General features: G+C 55.5%; 20 protein-coding genes. 3 read left to right on the forward strand and 17 right to left on the reverse strand.

What is annotated here, in order from left to right:
- The first annotated feature begins 1 nt into the window (after position 1).
- Positions 2 to 1,126 (forward strand): DNA alkylation repair protein, encoded by a 1,125-nt coding sequence (locus tag VLA07_RS14635; protein ID WP_333989537.1) that lies wholly within the window; start codon positions 2 to 4, stop codon positions 1,124 to 1,126.
- A 172-nt stretch (positions 1,127 to 1,298) separates the two neighbouring features.
- The gene (locus tag VLA07_RS14640) at positions 1,299 to 4,358 is read left to right on the forward strand and encodes an NACHT domain-containing protein (RefSeq protein WP_333989538.1); all 3,060 of its coding nucleotides are present in this window, start codon (positions 1,299 to 1,301) and stop codon (positions 4,356 to 4,358) included.
- Between the two features lie 760 nt (positions 4,359 to 5,118).
- On the opposite strand, the gene VLA07_RS14645 is transcribed toward VLA07_RS14640, so the two are convergent.
- The 6 genes from VLA07_RS14645 to VLA07_RS14670 all read right to left on the reverse strand — a co-directional run bounded on the left by VLA07_RS14645 (position 5,119) and on the right by VLA07_RS14670 (position 9,820).
- A complete protein-coding gene (locus VLA07_RS14645) occupies positions 5,119 to 5,775 on the reverse strand; it encodes a DUF2931 family protein (RefSeq protein ID WP_096796369.1) in 657 nt (218 codons plus the stop codon).
- A gap of 11 nt (positions 5,776 to 5,786) precedes the next feature.
- Positions 5,787 to 6,443 (reverse strand): DUF2931 family protein, encoded by a 657-nt coding sequence (locus VLA07_RS14650; protein ID WP_333989539.1) that lies wholly within the window; start codon positions 6,441 to 6,443, stop codon positions 5,787 to 5,789.
- Between the two features lie 11 nt (positions 6,444 to 6,454).
- Positions 6,455 to 7,111 carry a DUF2931 family protein gene (locus tag VLA07_RS14655; RefSeq protein ID WP_096796367.1) on the reverse strand — a complete coding sequence of 219 codons (657 nt, stop codon included), beginning with the start codon at positions 7,109 to 7,111 and terminating at the stop codon, positions 6,455 to 6,457.
- Positions 7,112 to 7,122: 11 nt separating this feature from the next.
- Positions 7,123 to 7,776, reverse strand: coding sequence for a DUF2931 family protein (locus VLA07_RS14660; protein WP_096796366.1), 654 nt, complete (start codon positions 7,774 to 7,776; stop codon positions 7,123 to 7,125).
- Positions 7,776 to 9,317: a T6SS phospholipase effector Tle1-like catalytic domain-containing protein gene (locus VLA07_RS14665; RefSeq protein ID WP_007966883.1), complete on the reverse strand. Its 1,542-nt coding sequence runs from the start codon at positions 9,315 to 9,317 to the stop codon at positions 7,776 to 7,778. Before VLA07_RS14665 ends, VLA07_RS14660 begins: the two co-directional genes overlap by 1 nt.
- A gap of 140 nt (positions 9,318 to 9,457) precedes the next feature.
- Positions 9,458 to 9,820, reverse strand: a complete 363-nt coding sequence (locus tag VLA07_RS14670) for a DUF6124 family protein (protein ID WP_096796364.1) — start codon at positions 9,818 to 9,820, stop codon at positions 9,458 to 9,460.
- A gap of 508 nt (positions 9,821 to 10,328) precedes the next feature.
- Here VLA07_RS14670 and VLA07_RS14675 point away from each other — a divergent pair.
- Entirely contained in the window at positions 10,329 to 10,868 is a 540-nt protein-coding gene (locus VLA07_RS14675; RefSeq protein ID WP_095136509.1) for a thioesterase family protein, read from the forward strand.
- 240 nt (positions 10,869 to 11,108) lie between these two features.
- Here VLA07_RS14675 and VLA07_RS14680 read toward each other — a convergent pair whose 3' ends face one another.
- The 11 genes from VLA07_RS14680 to VLA07_RS14730 form a co-directional block, all read right to left on the reverse strand.
- Positions 11,109 to 11,588 carry a GNAT family N-acetyltransferase gene (locus tag VLA07_RS14680; RefSeq protein ID WP_333989540.1) on the reverse strand — a complete coding sequence of 160 codons (480 nt, stop codon included), beginning with the start codon at positions 11,586 to 11,588 and terminating at the stop codon, positions 11,109 to 11,111.
- Positions 11,589 to 11,601: 13 nt separating this feature from the next.
- Complete coding sequence (locus VLA07_RS14685) at positions 11,602 to 11,817, reverse strand: DUF4287 domain-containing protein (RefSeq protein ID WP_150368900.1); 216 nt, start codon at positions 11,815 to 11,817, stop codon at positions 11,602 to 11,604.
- 107 nt (positions 11,818 to 11,924) lie between these two features.
- Entirely contained in the window at positions 11,925 to 12,812 is an 888-nt protein-coding gene (locus VLA07_RS14690; RefSeq protein ID WP_333989541.1) for a tetratricopeptide repeat protein, read from the reverse strand.
- A gap of 55 nt (positions 12,813 to 12,867) precedes the next feature.
- A complete protein-coding gene (locus VLA07_RS14695) occupies positions 12,868 to 13,779 on the reverse strand; it encodes a tetratricopeptide repeat protein (RefSeq protein ID WP_333989542.1) in 912 nt (303 codons plus the stop codon).
- 204 nt (positions 13,780 to 13,983) lie between these two features.
- Entirely contained in the window at positions 13,984 to 14,532 is a 549-nt protein-coding gene (locus tag VLA07_RS14700) for a cytochrome b (RefSeq protein WP_098964407.1), read from the reverse strand.
- A 170-nt stretch (positions 14,533 to 14,702) separates the two neighbouring features.
- Positions 14,703 to 15,281, reverse strand: a complete 579-nt coding sequence (locus VLA07_RS14705; protein ID WP_333989543.1) for a LysE family translocator — start codon at positions 15,279 to 15,281, stop codon at positions 14,703 to 14,705.
- A gap of 68 nt (positions 15,282 to 15,349) precedes the next feature.
- Positions 15,350 to 16,189 (reverse strand): helix-turn-helix domain-containing protein, encoded by an 840-nt coding sequence (locus VLA07_RS14710; RefSeq protein ID WP_095136521.1) that lies wholly within the window; start codon positions 16,187 to 16,189, stop codon positions 15,350 to 15,352.
- A gap of 72 nt (positions 16,190 to 16,261) precedes the next feature.
- Complete coding sequence (gene arsH, locus VLA07_RS14715; protein ID WP_333989544.1) at positions 16,262 to 16,960, reverse strand: arsenical resistance protein ArsH; 699 nt, start codon at positions 16,958 to 16,960, stop codon at positions 16,262 to 16,264.
- A 12-nt stretch (positions 16,961 to 16,972) separates the two neighbouring features.
- Positions 16,973 to 17,443 carry an arsenate reductase ArsC gene (locus VLA07_RS14720; protein ID WP_047597636.1) on the reverse strand — a complete coding sequence of 157 codons (471 nt, stop codon included), beginning with the start codon at positions 17,441 to 17,443 and terminating at the stop codon, positions 16,973 to 16,975.
- Between the two features lie 25 nt (positions 17,444 to 17,468).
- Entirely contained in the window at positions 17,469 to 17,816 is a 348-nt protein-coding gene (locus VLA07_RS14725) for a metalloregulator ArsR/SmtB family transcription factor (protein ID WP_095136524.1), read from the reverse strand.
- A 184-nt stretch (positions 17,817 to 18,000) separates the two neighbouring features.
- Entirely contained in the window at positions 18,001 to 18,885 is an 885-nt protein-coding gene (locus VLA07_RS14730) for a LysR family transcriptional regulator (RefSeq protein ID WP_333989545.1), read from the reverse strand.
- Positions 18,886 to 18,919: the final 34 nt, after the last annotated feature.

Below are 18,919 nucleotides of genomic sequence, written 5' to 3' on the forward strand. Positions count from 1 at the left end.
CATGAGCAGCACCGACACCGCCGCCCCGGCGTTAAAGGAAATCTTCAACACCGAACGCCTGCAACACATCGCCAACGAAATGAGCGCCGTGTACCCGGCATTCAAGGCCAAGGCGTTTCTCAAGCACGCCAACCAAGGGCTGGCGGAATTGTCGGTGATGCAACGCATGGCCCGCGTCAGCGAAAGCCTGCACGCCGTGCTGCCACTGGACTACGAAGATTCCCTCGAAGTCCTGCGCGAACTCGCCCCCCGCCTCAACAGCGGATTCGTCAGCATGTGCCTGCCGCACTACGTCGCCAGCTACGGCAGCCACGCTTTCGAGACCTCGATGCAAGCACTCAAATACTTCACCACCTTCGGCTCCTCCGAATTCGCCATCCGCCACTTCCTGCGCAGCGACCTCGAACGCTCGCTGGAACTCATGCACGACTGGACCCAAGACCAAAACCACCACATCCGCCGCCTCGCCAGCGAAGGCACCCGCCCCCGCTTGCCCTGGTCATTCCGCCTCGAAGCCGTGCAAGCCAACCCGCAACTGGCCGCCGGAATCCTCGATCGATTGAAAGCCGACGAGAGTTTGTACGTGCGCAAATCCGTGGCGAACCATCTGAACGACGTGACCAAAGAGCATCCGGAATGGGTGCTGGACACGATTGAAGGCTGGCCGCTGGAGAACAAACACACGGCGTGGATTGCCAAGCATGCGCTGCGCAGCTTGATCAAACAGGGCGATCTGCGTGCGCTGACGGTGATTGGTGCGGGGGCCAAGGCTGAGGTTGAGTTGCTGGATGTGCGGGTTGAACCGGCGGTGGTGAGGCTGGGGGAAGCGATTACGTTGTCGTTTACGATCAAGTCGACAGTGGCGCATGAGCAGCGGTTGGTGATTGATTATGCGATTGACTATGTGAAGGCGAATGGCGGGGTGTCGGGGAAGGTTTTCAAGTTGAAGACGGTGGAGTTGGCGGGGTTTGGGGAAGTGGTTGTGGGGAGGCGGCAGATGATTCGGGATTTTACGACGCGGAAGCATCATACGGGAAAACATGGGATTCAGGTGATGATTAATGGGAAAGCCTCAGCTAGTATTGCGCTCGATATCATCGTTAACGATGCCGAGATAAAAAATTGATGTAGAAAAATTCTACATCTTGCAGCCCTACAAGAACCAACCTCTTGAGAAATTATACTAATCAAAACCAAACAAATAAAATCAAACCAAATTGCTCAATTGAAAATCCGCACTACCAACTTTATTTATAGGAATTATTTCCGCAAACGAGCCAGCCACAAAAGGAATTAGCATGGCTACAAAAGATAGCACACAGAGTACCCTTGAAAAATCTCTCGAATTCGCCGAGAGAACATTTAATTTGTTATGGAAGGCTGAAAACCCTCAAGATATATGGCATTGGGTAATACTAGTTTTTGTAACAGTAGCCATTTCTGGAATTATACTAATAATCGCCCTCAAAGCATTTGGTAGCGCCATTGAGCATTTAGCAAAATTTATTGAAGCATATAAATCAAGCGGCCTTCCTATGTGGCTTAATACGACTAATAAGTCACGCGTGCGAAGACGAAAACAATTTTGCTCTGTACTTGATGCAGACTTAGCTTACTTGGCCAAAGCCGAAAACTGGAACGACCAACACTTTACTGATCTTGAAGCAGAAGTTGAAACCGAAGGTGGATACTATGCTACAGCTTGGGATAGACTGCGTAGAAAGAAATCTTTCGGCCTGCGCAAAGAACGATCTTTAATCCGTGCAATTACATCTAGCACCGAGCGAGCTATGCAGCTCGTAGGTGAACCCGGGTCAGGTAAGAGTGTAGCGTTACGACATTTAGCCAAACAATTTTCAGAACAAGGAAGAAAATCAAACGACAAGAATGCAACCGTTCCGCTCTATATTAATCTACGCGAAATGGAAAGCAGCCACATAACCGCAGTTAATGCCAATAGCGTGCGTGAATTCGTACTTGATAATATACGCCGCGGCGATGCTGACACTTCTGCTTACGTAAGAGAGAACTGGGAAGACTACTGCAACAGAGGGATATGGTTATTCTTATTTGACTCTTTTGACGAGATCCCTGCTGTCCTTCATTCCGAGGCAGGAAGTAATGTGGTCCGGCATTACTCCCAAGCAATTCGACAATTTCTTGAAGGCATGGGGGAATGTAAGGGCATTTTGGCTTCTCGTGAGTTTAAAGGGCCAGAAGCACTACCTTGGAAGAAATTACGCATATTACCACTCAGCGGTGAAAAACAAGATGAATTAATACAAAATTCATTTCTTGATACACAGCATATGAGTTTGGTGCGGCAACACCTTGCCCGTTCGCATAGCAGCATCGGCGCCACACCATTATTTTTGACTTTGTTATGTCGTTACGTGCGAGACGAGCATCACGCTCCCAACAACGATCACGACATACTTCTCCAACACATTGAGAGGCTCGCAAGGAGAGAACCAGAATACTTGCTTCGCAAATATAAGTTAATACCGGACCAGTTAATTACCGGAGCGGAACATTTAGCAAGACTATTTGCAGAAGACGACACATTAAGCTTAGCACCTTCGCTAGACCAAATTATTGCAAGATTACCGGCAAATCAGATTCCAGAAGAGTTGATCGAGCGTATTATTGCAGCTTTGGTGGACTGCAAAATTGGTCGTGCAGACGTACCAAATGCGGCGCAAGGTGATCGCAGATTTGCATTTGCTCATCGTCGATATCAGGAAGCTTTATTCGTTCGCTATTTGGCTCGAAATCCAGAAGCCATTTCGGCGAAAGATCTTTTAACAGAACCTCGCTGGCGAGAATACACAGTCACGCTACTACAAACACGTAACCCAGCAGAATTAACCAACTTATTAAATCACGCCCGTCAAATTCTTGAAGACTGTACGGCACAACAGAGCCCATTAACATTTACCCTTCCGCCGCTGCCTGCTGATTTAGGGTACTTTGATTGGACCTCTGAAATAGCCGTCCCACTACTTAGCCTCCTACAAGAAGGCTTGGCTCGTCGCCTAGAAGATACCCCTTCAGAACTTTCATCGGCTATAAACGATTTTTTAGCGCCACGCTGGTTGAAAGGCGATACTTGGGATCGCTGTGAAGTACTGCGCCTAGGAGGACTTCTCCCACAAAACACATTGGTTAAATACCTTGTCGAAACTTTTAATCACGGCACAGAGTCAGAACGCTTACATGCTTTTAGACAGGCCACTTTTACTTCAGAACTCCCAGAAGCAGCAAGAACGGCTGTCTTGCAAATGCTTTCCGATCAAGTGATTCTAGCTAAAAATCGTGCAGACCAGCTAACAATCGAAGCATTAGCAGCTCGACTCCCTGCAAACATGGGGGCAAGCTTCGTGGTATCTAGAGGAAACCAACTACGCCAAAACCTAGGACTATTTAAAAAAGTCGGCTCAAGCATTAAGTTAATTATTCCATTCACTCCAATCAGAGAGCTACTAAGAAAACTATTAAAATCAGAAAGCACAGATAGCAATTTAAGCACCAATCGAGAAACCACACCTATATTTTTTGACTTACTACTTCCATTTTTCATGCTACTTTCTGTGTGGTTTGTATGTACCATAGAGTTAATTAAAGATCCCTCTGGCATGACCATCACCATATTCAGCGCGATGTCACTCCTAATGCTTACATACTGCGTTATGTTTTGTCCCTTTCTTGTACGACACCTTGGAAGAAAAATAGGACTCAACGACGTTAAAAACTGGATTTCCGACCATCTAATAAGCAAAAATTTTTTAGAAATCATATTTACTACAATGCTATTCGGGGCAGCATTATTGTTGGCCAGCGCAGCAATAGGATATATAGTAGACTGGTTATTTCGAACATATTTATCAACAAAGATATTTGACGTAGAAACGCCTACACTTGGCTCTCGCATTGGCGTAGGAATGGCGTCAATCATGTTTTCATCCTATGCGCTTATGATCCCTTCAATGTTGATTTCTTCAAGAAAAAATAAGCTGAGGGAAAGGAAGTATAGAAACGAACTAGAAGACATAAAAAAAACCAAACACTCGGACATTGCAATACTTTATTCTGCAAAAAATCTAAGCCAATTGATTTTTTGGCTAAAAAATAACAACAACTTGCTTTCCGAAACCGGTTCAATACGCTCTTTCTCTAGTTTCATTCTTAAATTTATGCGTGTCGATGGAACCTTATTGGGAAAGCCAATAATGGAGCTTCCCGGATGTTTGAAAAGTCGACACATAAACAAAGTAAAAGACCACGAAGATTCCGCAGCCGAGCTAGGTAGAGTTCGTCAAATTTTAGAGGACCGTTTTATTAGAACGCTCAAACAATAGAGACCAAGACCCGAAGTGCTTCGAGCATACATCTAGACGGAAAGCTCGGAGCACCGCCACTCTGTCGTCTATGAAACCATGAACAGTTCATTGGAGGTGGAGAGTACGAAGTTATTTTCTATAAATTCTAAACCTTGGCTTGCAGAGGGTATACTCCCTAGTAAACTTAAGTTCATATTCACCAGAGCCTACGTTTTCTTGCTATATATTCATTGAAGAGCCAACCACCGCCTTTGCAGAAACGCCCACGTCGCTCCACTTCTGGCCGATTCTGTGCTGTCTTCATTCCGCCCCCCCGATCCTCCCCACCACCAGTGCGCAGAAATGTTTTGCCCTTTATATCTTCCACGACATGTCTTAAACCCAGACCTTCATTTAGTTGGTTTCAGTAGATCAAGATCCCACGACGGAAATTTAGAGTCTCTATTTGCTGAAAGCGAATTGATTGATTGGCTGCCGACAATCAACAGTGCACAAAGTATCGATGTAAGTTGTTTCATCAGGTGACGGCTACCGCCTTCCAAACAGAATGCCGTACTTGTCGATATCAGATTTTACCGTTGATGTCCTCTACGGAGCTGTCTCCAACCCCCGCGTTCATGACGTTGGGTTTGAAAAATGCCAACTCCCACCAAGGATAATTGGGGTCGTACTCATCCGAGTTGGTGCTTGTGATACGGCAATCAGTGACGATCTAGCCGCCCAACAGGGTTACGAGCATTCTCATTGCCAAAGCGACCCAACTACTCAATTGCCACGACTACCAACTCCCGTATGGAATGCCGAATTTATCGATATACCGCTTGGACTTTTCGCTGACGGGATACGCGTAGCGCCCTTGGTTCTTACCTTGACTAGGCTCCAGCGGCTCAACCTCTGTCTGCGCTCTAGCGACTTTGACAGGGCGATGGCACTCGTCCCGAACAAAAACCTGTACAACGCCCCCTGGAGCCAATCCCAGATAAATAGATGCGCTGTAGCTGGCCTGTTCCTCCGGTGTTTCCGGGCACCGCTGACTGACCGATTGCACCATCAGTTGCCTCGCCTCTTCAGGCACATCCACCCAAACCTTATAGGTCTGCGGCTCGACGATGGATTGCCAGCGCACGTAAATGCGTTTGGGCAAGTCAGCGCCAATCACTGGTTTCGCAGCCGCGCCTACCGCATGCCAACCGCGCGCGGACTCTTTGCCATTCTCTGGTTCACCACCAGCGGCTGTGCCTCCTCCCGTCCGCGTGAATAGCTTGCCGTTTATGTCTTCGACGGCACTGTCCTCAACCCAGACCTTCATGTAATAGGGTTCGGTGAACGCAAGCTCCCACGATTCGGATTTCGGGTCGTTTTTTACGGATAGCGGATAGGCAGACTGGCAACCGCTCAGGAACAACACGCATACCGCCACAATGCATAGCTTCATTGGTTTACCGTTTACCAACTCCCGTATGGAATGCCGAATTTATCGATATACCGCTTGGACTTTTCGCTGACGGGATACGCATATCGCCCTTGATTCTTTCCTTGGCTAGGCCCCAGCGGCTCAACCGCTGCCTGCGCTCTGGCGACTTTGACAGGGCGATGGCACTCGTCCCGAACAAAAACTTGTACAACGCCCCCTGGAGCCAATCCCAGATAAATAGATGCGCTGTAGCTGGCCTGTTCCTCCGGTGTTTCCGGGCAGCGCTGACTGACCGATTGCACCATCAGTTGCCTGGCCTCTTCAGGCACATCTACCCAAACCTTATAGGTCTGCCGCTCGACAATGGATTGCCAGCGCACGTAAATGCGTTTGGGCAAGTCAGCGCCAATCACTGGTTTCGCAGCCGCGCCCACCGCATGCCAACCGCGCGAGCACTCTTTGCCATTCTCTGGTTCACCACCAGCGGCTGTGCCTCCTCCCGTCCGCGTGAATAGCTTGCCGTTTATGTCTTCGACGGCACTGTCCTCAACCCAAACCTTCATGTAATAGGGTTCGGTGAACGCAAGCTCCCACGAATCGGATTTCGGGTCGTTTTTTACGGAAGGCGGAGAGGCAGACTGGCAGCCGCTCAGTAACAACGCGCATACCGCCACAATGCTTAACTTCATAGGTTTACCGCCTACCAACTACCGTAAGGGATGCCGAATTTTTCGATATACCGCTTAGACTTTTCACTGACTGGATAGGCATAGCGCCCGCCGTGCTTCCCTTGCTCCGGGCCTAGCGGTTCAAGCTCGCCTTGAGCATGAGCGACTTGAATCGGGCGATGGCATGAGTCTCTTACCCACGCTCGAAGTACCCCACCCGGGGCCAACCCCACGTAAAGCGAAGCCATGTATCGAGCGGTCCTTTCAGGAGTTTCCGGGCAACGCTGGTGCGTTGAATCCACCATCAATTGCCTCGCTGACTCTGGAATTTCAATGAAACCCTTGTAGGTTTTCTGCTCTGATATGGACTGCCAACGAACAAAGATGAGTTTGGGAAGATCGGCACCGGTTACCGGAATACCGGAACCACTGACCGTGCCCCAACCACGGGCTGACTCTGTGCCATCTTCTGGTTCACCTCCGGCAGCGGTGCTTCCGCCTGCCTTGAAAAAAGTCCTGTTTTTGATGTCAAGAACTGAGCTGTCTTCTACCCAGACCCTCATGTAATCAGGTTCAGTGAAAGCCAGCCCCCACCACTCGGACTTCGGATCGTTCTCGGCAGAAAGTGGGTCCGTAGTCTGGCATCCTGCTACCAGTAGAACGCTCAAAATTAATATAAATTGCTTCATTGGCGGACGGGTTACCAACTCCCGTACGGAATGCCGAATTTCTCGATATACCGCTTAGACTTTTCGCTGACGGGATACGCATAGCGCCCTTGGTTCTTACCTTGACTAGGCCCCAGCGGTTCGACCTCTGCCTGTGCTCTGGCGACTTTGACAGGATGGTGGCATGAGTCTCGAACCCAGACTTGCACGACACCACCGGGCGCCAGACCCAAGTAGAGAGACGCGTTATAGCGCCCCTCTTGTTCGGGTGTTTTGGCGCAGCGCTGATTGACGGACTCGAGCATGAGTTGTCTGGCTTCCTCTGGGATATCTACCCAGGCCTTGTACGTTTGGGGTTCAACAATTGATTGCCAACGGACATAGATCCGTTTGGGAAGATCCGCACCAACAACACTTTTTCCGGTGCTTCCAACGCCGTGCCAACCACGAGCAGAGTCGGTGCCGTCTTCCGGTTGGCCGCCTGATGCGGATCCTCCGCCAGTGTGCAAGAACGTCTCGCCCTTGATGTCTTCTACGGCGGTGTCCTCTACCCAAACCTTCATGTAATGAGGCTCGGTGAACGCAAGCTCCCACCATGGAGACTTCGGATCATTTTTTGTTGAAAGCGGATCGGCATGACAACCGGTCATGAGGACTGCACAGAGCAGGCTTGTTAGAAGTCTCATCAAAAAAGCGTCCAGTCGGGTACGTGGGGATGTTGTACGCGTATGCCGTCAGGGGTGGGGGCGTTGATGTACACCGCTCTCACACCGCTTCCATCTCTTCGGCCTAGTGGATGGTTCCAGTTTGCGGACGTGTGAATGTACTTGAGTTTGAGCATTCGCTCTTCTTCTGGCGTAGTTCTGTAGTCACCAGAGACAAATCGATCACACATAGCTTGAAGTTCTGACGGTAGCGCCAGATCAGGCGTGTCTGAAATGTCGTTGAACCGAACGCCTTTGTCCTTCGCCATTTTATGCATCACACGCAGATAGACTCGGGACAGCAAGCCACTGACCGGACGCTTGAGCTGTACGGCGGCATACACGTGTTTGACACGTGGGCTCATACGGTCTTGCGGACTGTTCGGCATCAGCAGCGCAGGTGGCGTGACGATTTCCAGCATCTCGGACGGCCAGCCATCCGCGATCCACTGATTTTTTACTGTCACCGCATCGCGGTAAATCGAAGTGGTGAGAACATCCGTTTGGAGAGGGACTTCTAGTGCTTGCATAGGGCTGACAAGCACACATTCCTGCGCTTCGTCGAGATAACTACCTCCGATATCGGAGTGAACACCTGGCAAAGTGATCTCCAGATGAGCAGGTTTTACACGGCTGAGGGCAAAGTTGCCTCGGCATTCATCACGCGCGACCAAATGGACGACATCGGTGAAAAAACGACGATCCAGGTAAAGCTTGATGCCCGTTGCAATGGGGCTTTTCACGTTGCCGAAATTGGACCAGCCAGCTATAGACGGAACTGTATCGAACAGCCCAATAAAGCCCATTCTGATATCGGCATTGTATTGATCAATAAAGGTCTTGCTGAACGCTTCAGGATTGCTACGTAGCACTTCACCTAAGGGACCTTGCTTGCCACGCACGACTTCATTGCAAAAGTGCCGGGCAGCAGCTGCACCCCGGCTAAATCCAAATGTGTCGAAGGTCAGCGAAGTCACTTCGCTACCCGGGTTATCGTTCAAGAGTTCTTTGATACGTAATTTGATCGATGCAAACGAAGACTGAACCCTACTTGCAACTCCGGTCTCACCTCGCCCAGTGCCACCTCCGAAGGTGCTATCTTGCTTACCCGCTTGGGTACCAATGCCCTCTACATAAATCATGCGGAAAGCTTGCTTTCGGAGCCCCTCACCTTCGGCTCCCTCTGGGGCGTCGTAAAGCTCACTCAGTTTTTTAACATTGGTAGGGCCAGCACCATAGCTGCTGTCCGGATCCCCCATATAGGGCTGACAGCTAGCAGGAATATCCTGCGGCGCAATCGGATGCTGCGCACCACACAGCAACCCTGCTGCCGTGTTGTTCGCATTGTTACCAGTACCATCAAAGAACACCCCAATCCTCAACGCAATGCCGATTTTCTCAGGCTCGCGCGCAGGTTCTTTCCCGTGTTTCTCGTACTCAGCCCAACGCTGGGCATGAATGTCGACGGGTTTGGCTTCTTCGTAGCGGTAGTTTTTCGGGGGGTTGGGAACGTAGCCACTCAATCCTTGATTCCTTGTTCTGATCCTTGAAGAACGGGCCGAAGGGTGACAGCCGAGGCTTGGAGGCGCAAGGCGTGGCTCTGTGCCAGCTCGGTTGAAATTGCTGGGTGCGACGAGGGTTTGGGCTCGTCGCACCGGGGTGGTCAGTGGGCTATTTCGACGTTGTCGAGGGCCTGGTTTACGGCGAGTTCGCCGAGCATGACGACCTGGGCGATGCCCAGTGCGGTTTTGCGGTGGGAGGTGTCGAGCATGGCGGCGAAGTTGTTGAGCATTTCGCTGGCGGAGCCGAGGGTTTCGCTGGCGTTGGCGAGCAGGGATTCGGTGTCGCACTTCGGGTTGGCGAGGTACATGGGTTCGGGTTTGTGCGGGCTGGCCATGATTTGGGTGGCCGGGGACAGGTAATGGTCGAGGGCGCGTTCGGCGGCTTCGTGGAGTTTTTTGGAATCGAGGGATTCGTAGGGCGATGCGAGGTCGGTTTCTGGCGGGTTGGGTGTTGGTTTGATCATGGTGAAGCTCCTGATTGTTCATTAGGAGCTACCAGCATCACTTGCAGATGATGGGTGGCAGCTGTGCGCGGGTCTGCAAGACCGGGAAACCAGGAACCCGGCAGACCCGAAGGTCTCCCGCACAAAGCTGCCATTTTGTGGACCCGAACGAGCGTCCATTTGGCGTAGCTATGCGACTGGTTTTCCGGCGGGCTTGCAGACCCGATCACTGATGAGCAGTGACAGGAATCAAGGTACGGAGGGCGCGCCAGACGCACAAGCCGGCGGATTCTGGCGTACTCGTAGGCGATGGCGCAAGGCGTTGTAGGGCTTCGGTGGTAACGGCAGGCTTCGTTTAAACACCGCGATTATTTCCTGTTTATCCGCCGGTTGAACGGGCTACCGATCCAGCACCCACCCCGCAATGATCGGAATGCACTGTTCAGTCCAAAAAAGTCATTTACGCACCTACCTCGCCATCGCCCGGCTCGCTAGAGTGCAGCGCTCTTTTCAACTGGCTGACGTACTGATGAATCTGTGGTTTCGATTGCTCTGCATGCTTTTCCGCCGACCGTGGCGCAAGCCGGTCAATGCGCTGGAATCCACCGTTATCCGCATGCGCGTGTGGCCGCTGGATCTCGATTTGAATCGGCACGTCACCAATGGTCGCTACTTCACCATGGCTGATGTCGGGCGCATGGATTTTGTGTTGCGCAGTGGCGCGTTTCGGGTGGCGTTGCGCGCTAAAGCGTTGCCGATCGTTGGCGATACCTGGGGCAAATTTCGGCGTGAACTGAAGCTGTTTGAAGCGTTTGAAATTCACAGCCGGATGCTTGGCTGGGACGACAAATGGAGCTTCATGGAGCATCGCTTCGTGAGCAAGGGCCGGGTGATCGGGGTGGTGGTCATGCGCGGGCTGTTTCGGTCGGCGAAAGGCACGATTGCGCCGGGTGAGTTCGTCAGGGAGTTGGGGTTGCCTGAACAGTCGCCGGAGATGCCGGAGTGGTTGACGTCGTGGTCGGCGAGTTGCGATCTGATGAGCCGTCAGCTTAGGGGTGAGGAGGTTTGAGTCATCGGGTGCCTGGATGATCGTGTTTATGGATGCAGCACGGTGTCGTTTGGGCTGGCGTCTTCGCGAGCAAGCCCGCTCCCACAGGTTCGCGGTCAGGCTCGGGAACTCGTTTTGACTGGGCTGGAGTCTTCGCTAGCAGGCTAGCTCCCACAGGTTCTGCGCAAGGCTCGGGAGCACGTCTGGCCGGGCTGGCGCCATCGCGGGCGAGCCCGGCTCCCACAGGGATCGGGGGGATGGCTATTGTCGGTGGCGGGTCATGTTGATCAGGGCTGCGCGTCTGCCGCCCGGTGCCGGGCGTTCTTCGATGGAGAACGGGACGAAGCCGAGTTTCGGGTAGAGCAGCAATCCTGCGGTGTTTTCATTGAAGCAGGACAGCTGCACTTCCCTGGCCTGATACTTTTCAAAGCCGACCGCGGTCATGGTTTCGACGATGTAGCGAGCGACGCCCTGGCCACGGGCGTAAGGCGCGACGACGACGTTGCCGATACAGCAGACCCCGTCGTGCTCGGCACGGTAGAAGTTGGCGAAACCGACGAACTCGCCGTTGGCCAGAAACGCCGTGGAGTCGAAGCGTTGGCTGATCGCGGTGTGCATTTGTTCTTCCGTCAGCGGGTACTGCGCTTTCGGGAACATGAAGTACAACTCTTGAACGCCCTGCGGAAAGCCGCACAGGGTTTTGACGTCGTCGGCCGTCACTGGCCGGTGGGAGAAATTCATCGCTGCCCTGCCCTCACTTTTTGCCTGCGGCCAAATGGTGCGCGACCAGCGCGTTGGCATGGCCGTGGCCCATGCCGTGTTCATCCTTGAGCCACGCCACCAGTTCCATGTGTTTCTTGTCGGTGATGCCGGCGAGCAGGTTCAGCCAGTGATCGATGGGCTGGCCGTATTTCTTTTCGATGGAGGGGAAGTACGACGCCGGGCCTTTTACCTTGTTGTCTTCGCTCATGCTGCCAGCTCCCTTGGGTCACGACGGAGGGTCGGCGGACGCTCCTTGTCGGCAGGTCATAGAGTGGACGCGGGACGCTGTTCCGGCAAGTGGCCAGGCCAGCCCGATCAGTTCACGCCGACCTTCACCGGGAATTCGGATGACCACGATTCCTGCCCTGCTTTGAGGATCGGCAGCGCGGGATAGCGGTATTCGCTGAGGGCCTTGAGTACGGCCTGGTCCACGTCGTGATTGCCAGAACTTTCGACCAAGGTGAGTTGCGGCACCAGCGAACCGGGTTTGCCTTTCGCCTCCAACGTGACTGGTTTACTCGCGGTGCCGGGTTTGATCTGTCTGTTCAACAGCAACTCGGTGTCGTACACCGTACTTGCGAGACTGGTGCTAACAGCGTCGTACCATTTTTCGTTGTAGCGCTGTGTCTGTTCGGCAGTCAGGGTCAACCCCTGGGCGCGAACCCGCTGCACACCGGCCCACGCCTGGTCATCGATTTGCTGGGTGGCGTTGAGGTAATGCGTCAGCGCCCCGGACAGGTCTTGCGGGCCACCTCGGCCCTCTTCCATCAACCGGGCCAGCGCGAACTCACTGTTGAAGCTTTCTCGGTGTGCGAGCGCCAACCGATAAAGCCGTCGCGCCTCGACAGCGTCGGGCGCCTGCCCGCGGCCCTCCTCGGCCATGCGCGCCAGTTGCTCATAACCGGCGCCGTCCACCGTAGCGACAGACTCATACAGGGAGCGCGCCTTGCGCACATCCGCCGATAAACCGCCACGACCAAACTCATACAAAGCGCCGAGCGCAAGCTTGCAGTTGAGGTTGCCGTTGTTGCTGGCGTCGCGGATGTAGTCGACGCGATCGGCGGAAAGGTCACTCACCTTGGCGAACAGCAGGCAGCGAGTGCCTGTGAGACTTGCTTCCTGAGGAGTGGGTGGAGTGGTTTTGCAGCCTGCAACGAGGATCGTGAGGGCCAGAATAGCAACTGCCTTGTTCATGAGGGTCATCCGTTCATATCGCTTTAAGGTGCGACGGTTGGAGGTGATTCAATCGAGGGAAGACTCAGTTCTTTCTGCTCTCGTCAAATCTCTGCCGCGGACTCTTGCCGTCCGTCCTGACGACCGGGATCGCCTGATAGCTCTTCTGGCCCGGTGGCATGATCGGGTCACCGGGAAAGCGATAATCGCTGAAGCCTTGCATCACTCTTTGATCAAGGGCGGTGTCGCCCGAGCTTTGCCGTATCGAAACCACCGGGGCCGATGCGCCCGGGGTGTACTCCAGCTGTACCTGCACTGGCTTGCTGGCAGAGGTCGGATTGACGTTGTTCTCCAGAGACTTCTCTATGGCGGTGATGCGTTTCTTGAGGCCGCTTTGCACGCTGCTGACAAAGAGATTGTTGTAGCGCTGTTGCTGCTCGATCGTCAGAGGCAAGCCTTTGGCGCGCAGGCGTTCGATGCCTTGCCACGCGTCATCGCCGAGATATTGCGTGGCGTTGAAGTAATGCGTCAGCGCGCCTTGCAGGTCCTGCGGGCCACCGCGCCCAACCTCCATGTATTTGGCCAGTTTGGCTTCACTGCGCTGCTGCTCGGGCTTGCTCACGGCACGCTGATAAAACTGCCGCGCATCGGTGTCATTGACCGGCCCGCCGATGCCTTCTTCAGCCATGCGCCCAAGTTGACCGTAGGCGCTGGCGTCTTTATCGGCTACGGATTGATAGAGGGCCTTGGCTTTGGAAAAGTCCTGCGGTACACCGCGCCCCTTCTCGTACAGGTTGCCCAGCATGATCGTGCACGGCAGGTTACCGCTCTGACTCAGGTCGCGGATGTAGCTGACTTCCAGCGAGGTGATGGCTTTATCATCCCAGTAGGCGAAGCAACGCAGAGCGGGAAAATCTGCGACCTGGGTATAAGAACTGTTGGATTTACAGCCTGCGATGAGGGCGCTGAGCGCCAGTAGAGCAACAACCTTGTTCATGAACGGCATCCGTTGAAATCGTGCAGATTTCATCGGCAGGCAGATGCAAAACCTAAAGCCCGAGCACTCAAACACACAACAAAAACCTGTGGGAGCGAGCTTGCTCGCGAAGGCGTCGTGTCAGTCGGCATCATCGCTGACTGACACACCGCCTTCGCGAGCAAGCTCGCTCCCACAGGGATTGGGGGTTGAAGGAGGTCAGTGTTATTCCGTGCGCCCCGGCAACATCCGCACCAGCGTGTTATCCCGCACCCAGTAGTGGTGAAACAGCCCCGCCGCCGCGTGCAAGCCGATCAGCCAGTAGCCGGCGCTGCCCAGCGTTTCATGCCAGTACTTGAGCTGTTTGGCGAAGTCCGGGTCGATGGCGACCGGTGCCGGGACGTGGAAGCCGAAGTATGGGAACGGTTTGTCGGCGGCAGCGAGCATTAGCCAGGCGAGGATCGGCGTGGCGATCATCAGCACGTACAGCGCCAGGTGCATCAGGTGCGAGATGCCGGTCTGCCAGGCTGGCGGCTTCGGAGTGATCGGCGGGCGTGGGCTCAAGCGGCCGAGGAGACGCACCCACACCAGCACGAAAATGCTCGCGCCGAACAGGCCGTGGAAGCCCATCAGCAGGCCGCGTGCTTCGCTGCCCTTGGGCATGAAGCCCTTGATTTCGACACAGGCATAAACGCCGACGAACAGCGCCAGCATCAGCCAGTGCAGGGTGATTGAGAGTTTTCCATAACGGGTGACGGCGGTGTCGCGAGTCATAACGTGCCTCGTGATTGTCGTGAGCGACGGTCTCGTCGCAATGGCAGGGCGAACCGATTGCACCACCCTGCCCTCGCAGCCTCAAGACCCTGCAGATTGCCCGCTCATTATCCTCACTTCACCTGCAAATTTTGTGAAAAAAACTCTGCTATCTCACTCAACGCATCGCCTCAGTTGTGCAGCAACGCAGCGGCGGATGACACCACCAGCAACACCGCCAGAATCCGGTTCAGCCACTGCAACTGCGCCGGATTGCTCAACCAGCGCGCAGCACCGCGACCGAGCAGCGCCCACAGCGCCAGACACGGCAACGACACCAGAAAGAACGCCAGGCACAACGCGTTCAAGCCCTGCCCTTGCGCGGTAAATACGCTGATCACCGCAATCGCCATCATCCACGACTTGGGGTTGACCCATTGCAACAGCGCGGCGCCGAGCAGGCCCAGTTCGGGTTTTTCCTCGCCGGCGGCGGGATCGATGGCAGTGGTCGGCGCCGTGAAGATCTGCCACGCCAACCAGAGCATCCAGCCCATTCCCAGCGCACTGATCACCGGGCGCACGCCGGGCAGCATCAGCGTACTGGCGCCAGCGCCGGCCACCCAAACCAAAGACGCAGCGCCCGCCCCCGCGCCGAGAATGATCGGCAGGCATGGTCGCCAGCCGCGTCGGGCGCTGGTGCTGAGGACAATGAGATTGGTCGGCCCCGGGGTGATCGAGGCAACGAAGGCAAAGAGGATGAACGCAAGCATGGCACGGCCCTGTAGAAAGTCAGGGCCTACTGTGATGGCTGAGCAGCGTGGTGGTCTTGAACGTTTGTTCAGCGTCGAAACGTGCCAATGGCGCGTTGCTGATAGGCGCCTGGGGTGATGCCGTAGGCACGCACGAACCAGCGGCCCAAATGGCTTTGGTCGGCGAAGCCGAGGCGGCTGGCGACTTCCACTGGCTGCATGCCAGCGGCGAGCATCTGCCGGCCACGGCTGAGGCGCAGCTGGATCAGCCACGCGTGCGGCGCCAGACCATAGGCGGCCTTGAACGCGCGGGTCAGGCGAAAGCGGTCGGTGCCGCAGACGTCGGCCAGGGTTTGCAGGCTGATGTCCTGCTCGTGGTAGGCCACCAGGTAATCGCGTGCCTGCCGGGCGATCAGTGGCGCGCGGTTGGCAGCGGTCGGTTGCGGTCGCCGGTACAGATGAATCGCCAGTCGTTCGAGCAACGCATCCAGCGCCACATCGCGCACCATGCGCACGTCCTGCTTATGCAGCGCATTGAACGCAAACAAGGTGGCCCGGGCCAGTTCGGGATCATCGTTGAGCACACTGCCGATCCCCGGCAAGCCGCTGCCATAACTGCCCAGATGCAAACCGTCCAGCGCCTGCTCCAGCCATGCCGGTTGCAGGTAGAGCATGCGATAGGTGAAACCGTCCGGGCTCGGCGCATCGCCGTCATGGATGTCGCCGGGTTCCAGCATGAAGACCTTGCCCGGCGTGCTGTCATGCCGAGCCCGACGGCTGTTGAAGCGCTGCACGCCTTGCTCGGTGAAGCCGATCAGGTAGGTTTCGTGCCAGTGCGGATCGTAGGCGTGCGCGTGCCCGGCGAAATGCGCGTGCAGGGTTTCGATGCCGGTTTCCCGGTCGCGGGCAAGGTCGATCCAGTTGCTCATGGCGTGCGTACAGTGGTGGGCTGGGGCCAGTAATCCACAATTGGCGGGTTGAGGCTAGAAGGTTTGTGCATTTCAGATCGAGCGTTGATTGACCCGCGCCATCAGTTGCTCGGCACTTTCCTTGCGCTCGGAATAGCGATCCACCAGAAAATCCTGGCGCTCGCGCAGCAGCACGGTGAACTTCACCAGCTCTTCCATCACATCAACCACGCGGTCATAAAACGCTGACGGTTTCATCCGCCCCGCCTCGTCGAATTCCGTGAACGCCTTGGGCACCGAAGACTGATTGGGGATGGTGAACATGCGCATCCAGCGCCCCAGTACGCGCAGTTGATTGACCACGTTGAACGACTGCGAACCGCCGCAGACCTGCATCACCGCGAGAGTTTTGCCCTGGGTCGGACGCACCGCACCGAGCTCAAGGGGAATCCAGTCGATCTGTGCCTTGAACACCGCCGACATCGCGCCGTGACGTTCCGGCGAACACCAGACCTGACCTTCCGACCACAGCACCAGCTCGCGCAGTTCCTGGACTTTGGGATGGTCGACCGGGGCGTCGTCAGGCAACGGCAGACCGGACGGATTGAAGATGCACGTCTCGGCACCGAAGTGCTCCAGCAAGCGTGCGGCCTCCTCCACCAGCAGACGGCTGAAGGAGCGTTCGCGGGTCGAGCCGTAGAGCAGCAGGATGCGTGGTTTGTGTTCGTGCGAAGGTGATGTGATCCGGCCTTCGAACAGCGTGTGATCAAGATTGGGCAGGTGCTCTGACATACGTCCTCCGGCTCAGAGGGAGCCGATGCGATCCAGTTCGCGCTGAAGCTCAACGCGGCTGAGTGATTTGAAAGGAAGACCGAGGAAGGTTGCGCAGCGGCGCTCGATGATCGCTAGCGTGGCACGGAACGCCGCATCCACTGCGGCCTCGTCACCCGTCACATCGGAGGGATCTTCCAGCCCCCAATGGCATTTGATCGCCGGGCCGAAATACACCGGGCAGGTTTCGCCGGCTGCCTTGTCGCAGACGGTGATGACGATGTCCGGCGGGTTGCCTTCAAAGGCGTCGTTGCCTTTACTGTACAAACCGTCGATAGCGATACCGGCCTGTTGCAGCGTCGTCAGGCTGCGCGGCAACACCTGGCCCTTGGGGAAACTGCCAGCGCTCACCGCCTCGAAGCCCTCGCGTGCCAGATGATTGAACATGGCTTCGGAAAGGATGCTGCGGCAACTGTTGGCCGTGCACATGAACAGGACACGCATGGATAGCTCCGGGGATATTTGAAATTCAACAGCACGCGGTTTCGCGGGCAGGACGGCCGTCCATGTTGTGCAGGCGACAGGCATTGTCCTTGAGCCAATCGGCGTTGGCCGTGGCCGTGACCTTGAGGATCTGGTGAACCCAATCCGGCAGATCCGGGTTGAGCCGGTAATAGACCCACTGACCCTGACGGCGATCGAGCAACAACCCATTGCTGCGCAGTTGCGCGAGGTGGCGGCTGATTTTCGGCTGGCTGTCGTCGAGGGCACACATCAGCTCGCAGACACACAGCTCACCCTGCTCGGCAATCAGCAAGGTGGCGCGGACGCGGGTTTCGTCGGCCAGGCTTTTGAACAGTTCGGTGGGGGTGAGCATGGGGGGCGGGCTCGAACATGTGGAAAACCGAATATACGGATATCCATATATTATTCAACCCCGGATGCGATCCCTTGTAGGAGTGAGCCTGCTCGCGATAGCGGTATGCCTGTGAAGCAGAAGTCGCCTGATACACCGCTATCGCGAGCAGGCTCACTCCTACAAGGGAATTGTGTGGGCAGGATCAGCCGCGTAACAGGCCTTGCTCCACCTCGCAAAGGCCGACGACATAATCCCAGACCACCCGCAGCCGTACCGACTTGTGCAGCTCGCGCCGGGTGCTGATCCAGTAGCTGCGCTCGATGCTGTCATCCGGCAGCAACGCCACCAGATCCGGATCCGACGCGGCCATGTAGCAAGGCAGCACGGCAATGCCCAATCCCGAGCGCGCCGCTTCCTGCTGGGCGATGACGCTGGTGCTATGGAACACCACGCGCGGACTGCGGCAGAAGCTGTTGAGGAACATCAGTTCCTGACTGAACAGCAGGTCATCGACATAACCGATCCACGCATGCCGCCCAAGGTCTTCGCGGCTGCGCAACGGCGGTGCGTTGTCGAGGTAGCGTTGGCTGGCGTAGAGCGCCAATCGATAGTCGGTGAGCTTGCGCGTGACCAGCATGTCCGCTGCCGGGCGCTCCAGATGAATGCTGATTTCCGCCTCGCGGTTGAGGATGCTGACGAAGCGCGGCACGGCGACCAGTTCCACTTCCAGCCCCGGATAACGTTCGAACAGGCCGATCATGCGGCTGGCGAGAAACTTGATGCCCAGCCCTTCGGTGACGCCGACACGGATCTTGCCCAGCGGTGCGGTGGACTGGGTTATTTCTTCCTGGGCCAGCAGCGCGACGTTCTCCATGGCTTCGGCGTGCTTGAGCAGCGCCTCGCCTGCCGGGGTCATTTCATAGCCCTGGGCGTGCTGGACGAACAGCGCGGTGCCGAGGCTTTTTTCGATGGCCTCGATGTGTCGGGCCACCGTGGCGTGAGTGGTATTGAGACGCCGGGCAGCAGTGAGCAGGCGGCCGCTGCGTTGCAACTCCAGAAAGAACCGCAGGTCATTCCAGTCGAACATGGGGTGTCCTTGTCAGCTATCGTCAATCCAGGCT

The sequence above is a fragment of the Pseudomonas sp. S3(2024) genome (assembly GCF_036861315.1).
GTDB lineage: Bacteria > Pseudomonadota > Gammaproteobacteria > Pseudomonadales > Pseudomonadaceae > Aquipseudomonas > Aquipseudomonas putida_A.

What these genes read in the sequence shown, in the direction of transcription:
- VLA07_RS14635 (WP_333989537.1), top strand. Translation starts at nt 2, where the DNA reads ATGAGCAGCACCGACACCGCCGCCCCGGCGTTAAAGGAAATCTTCAAC.
- VLA07_RS14640 (WP_333989538.1), top strand. Translation starts at nt 1,299, where the DNA reads ATGGCTACAAAAGATAGCACACAGAGTACCCTTGAAAAATCTCTCGAA.
- VLA07_RS14645 (WP_096796369.1), bottom strand. Translation starts at nt 5,775, where the DNA reads ATGAAGCTATGCATTGTGGCGGTATGCGTGTTGTTCCTGAGCGGTTGC.
- VLA07_RS14650 (WP_333989539.1), bottom strand. Translation starts at nt 6,443, where the DNA reads ATGAAGTTAAGCATTGTGGCGGTATGCGCGTTGTTACTGAGCGGCTGC.
- VLA07_RS14655 (WP_096796367.1), bottom strand. Translation starts at nt 7,111, where the DNA reads ATGAAGCAATTTATATTAATTTTGAGCGTTCTACTGGTAGCAGGATGC.
- VLA07_RS14660 (WP_096796366.1), bottom strand. Translation starts at nt 7,776, where the DNA reads ATGAGACTTCTAACAAGCCTGCTCTGTGCAGTCCTCATGACCGGTTGT.
- VLA07_RS14670 (WP_096796364.1), bottom strand. Translation starts at nt 9,820, where the DNA reads ATGATCAAACCAACACCCAACCCGCCAGAAACCGACCTCGCATCGCCC.
- VLA07_RS14675 (WP_095136509.1), top strand. Translation starts at nt 10,329, where the DNA reads ATGAATCTGTGGTTTCGATTGCTCTGCATGCTTTTCCGCCGACCGTGG.
- VLA07_RS14680 (WP_333989540.1), bottom strand. Translation starts at nt 11,588, where the DNA reads ATGAATTTCTCCCACCGGCCAGTGACGGCCGACGACGTCAAAACCCTG.
- VLA07_RS14685 (WP_150368900.1), bottom strand. Translation starts at nt 11,817, where the DNA reads ATGAGCGAAGACAACAAGGTAAAAGGCCCGGCGTCGTACTTCCCCTCC.
- VLA07_RS14690 (WP_333989541.1), bottom strand. Translation starts at nt 12,812, where the DNA reads ATGACCCTCATGAACAAGGCAGTTGCTATTCTGGCCCTCACGATCCTC.
- VLA07_RS14695 (WP_333989542.1), bottom strand. Translation starts at nt 13,779, where the DNA reads ATGAACAAGGTTGTTGCTCTACTGGCGCTCAGCGCCCTCATCGCAGGC.
- VLA07_RS14700 (WP_098964407.1), bottom strand. Translation starts at nt 14,532, where the DNA reads ATGACTCGCGACACCGCCGTCACCCGTTATGGAAAACTCTCAATCACC.
- VLA07_RS14705 (WP_333989543.1), bottom strand. Translation starts at nt 15,281, where the DNA reads ATGCTTGCGTTCATCCTCTTTGCCTTCGTTGCCTCGATCACCCCGGGG.
- VLA07_RS14710 (WP_095136521.1), bottom strand. Translation starts at nt 16,189, where the DNA reads ATGAGCAACTGGATCGACCTTGCCCGCGACCGGGAAACCGGCATCGAA.
- arsH (WP_333989544.1), bottom strand. Translation starts at nt 16,960, where the DNA reads ATGTCAGAGCACCTGCCCAATCTTGATCACACGCTGTTCGAAGGCCGG.
- VLA07_RS14720 (WP_047597636.1), bottom strand. Translation starts at nt 17,443, where the DNA reads ATGCGTGTCCTGTTCATGTGCACGGCCAACAGTTGCCGCAGCATCCTT.
- VLA07_RS14725 (WP_095136524.1), bottom strand. Translation starts at nt 17,816, where the DNA reads ATGCTCACCCCCACCGAACTGTTCAAAAGCCTGGCCGACGAAACCCGC.
- VLA07_RS14730 (WP_333989545.1), bottom strand. Translation starts at nt 18,885, where the DNA reads ATGTTCGACTGGAATGACCTGCGGTTCTTTCTGGAGTTGCAACGCAGC.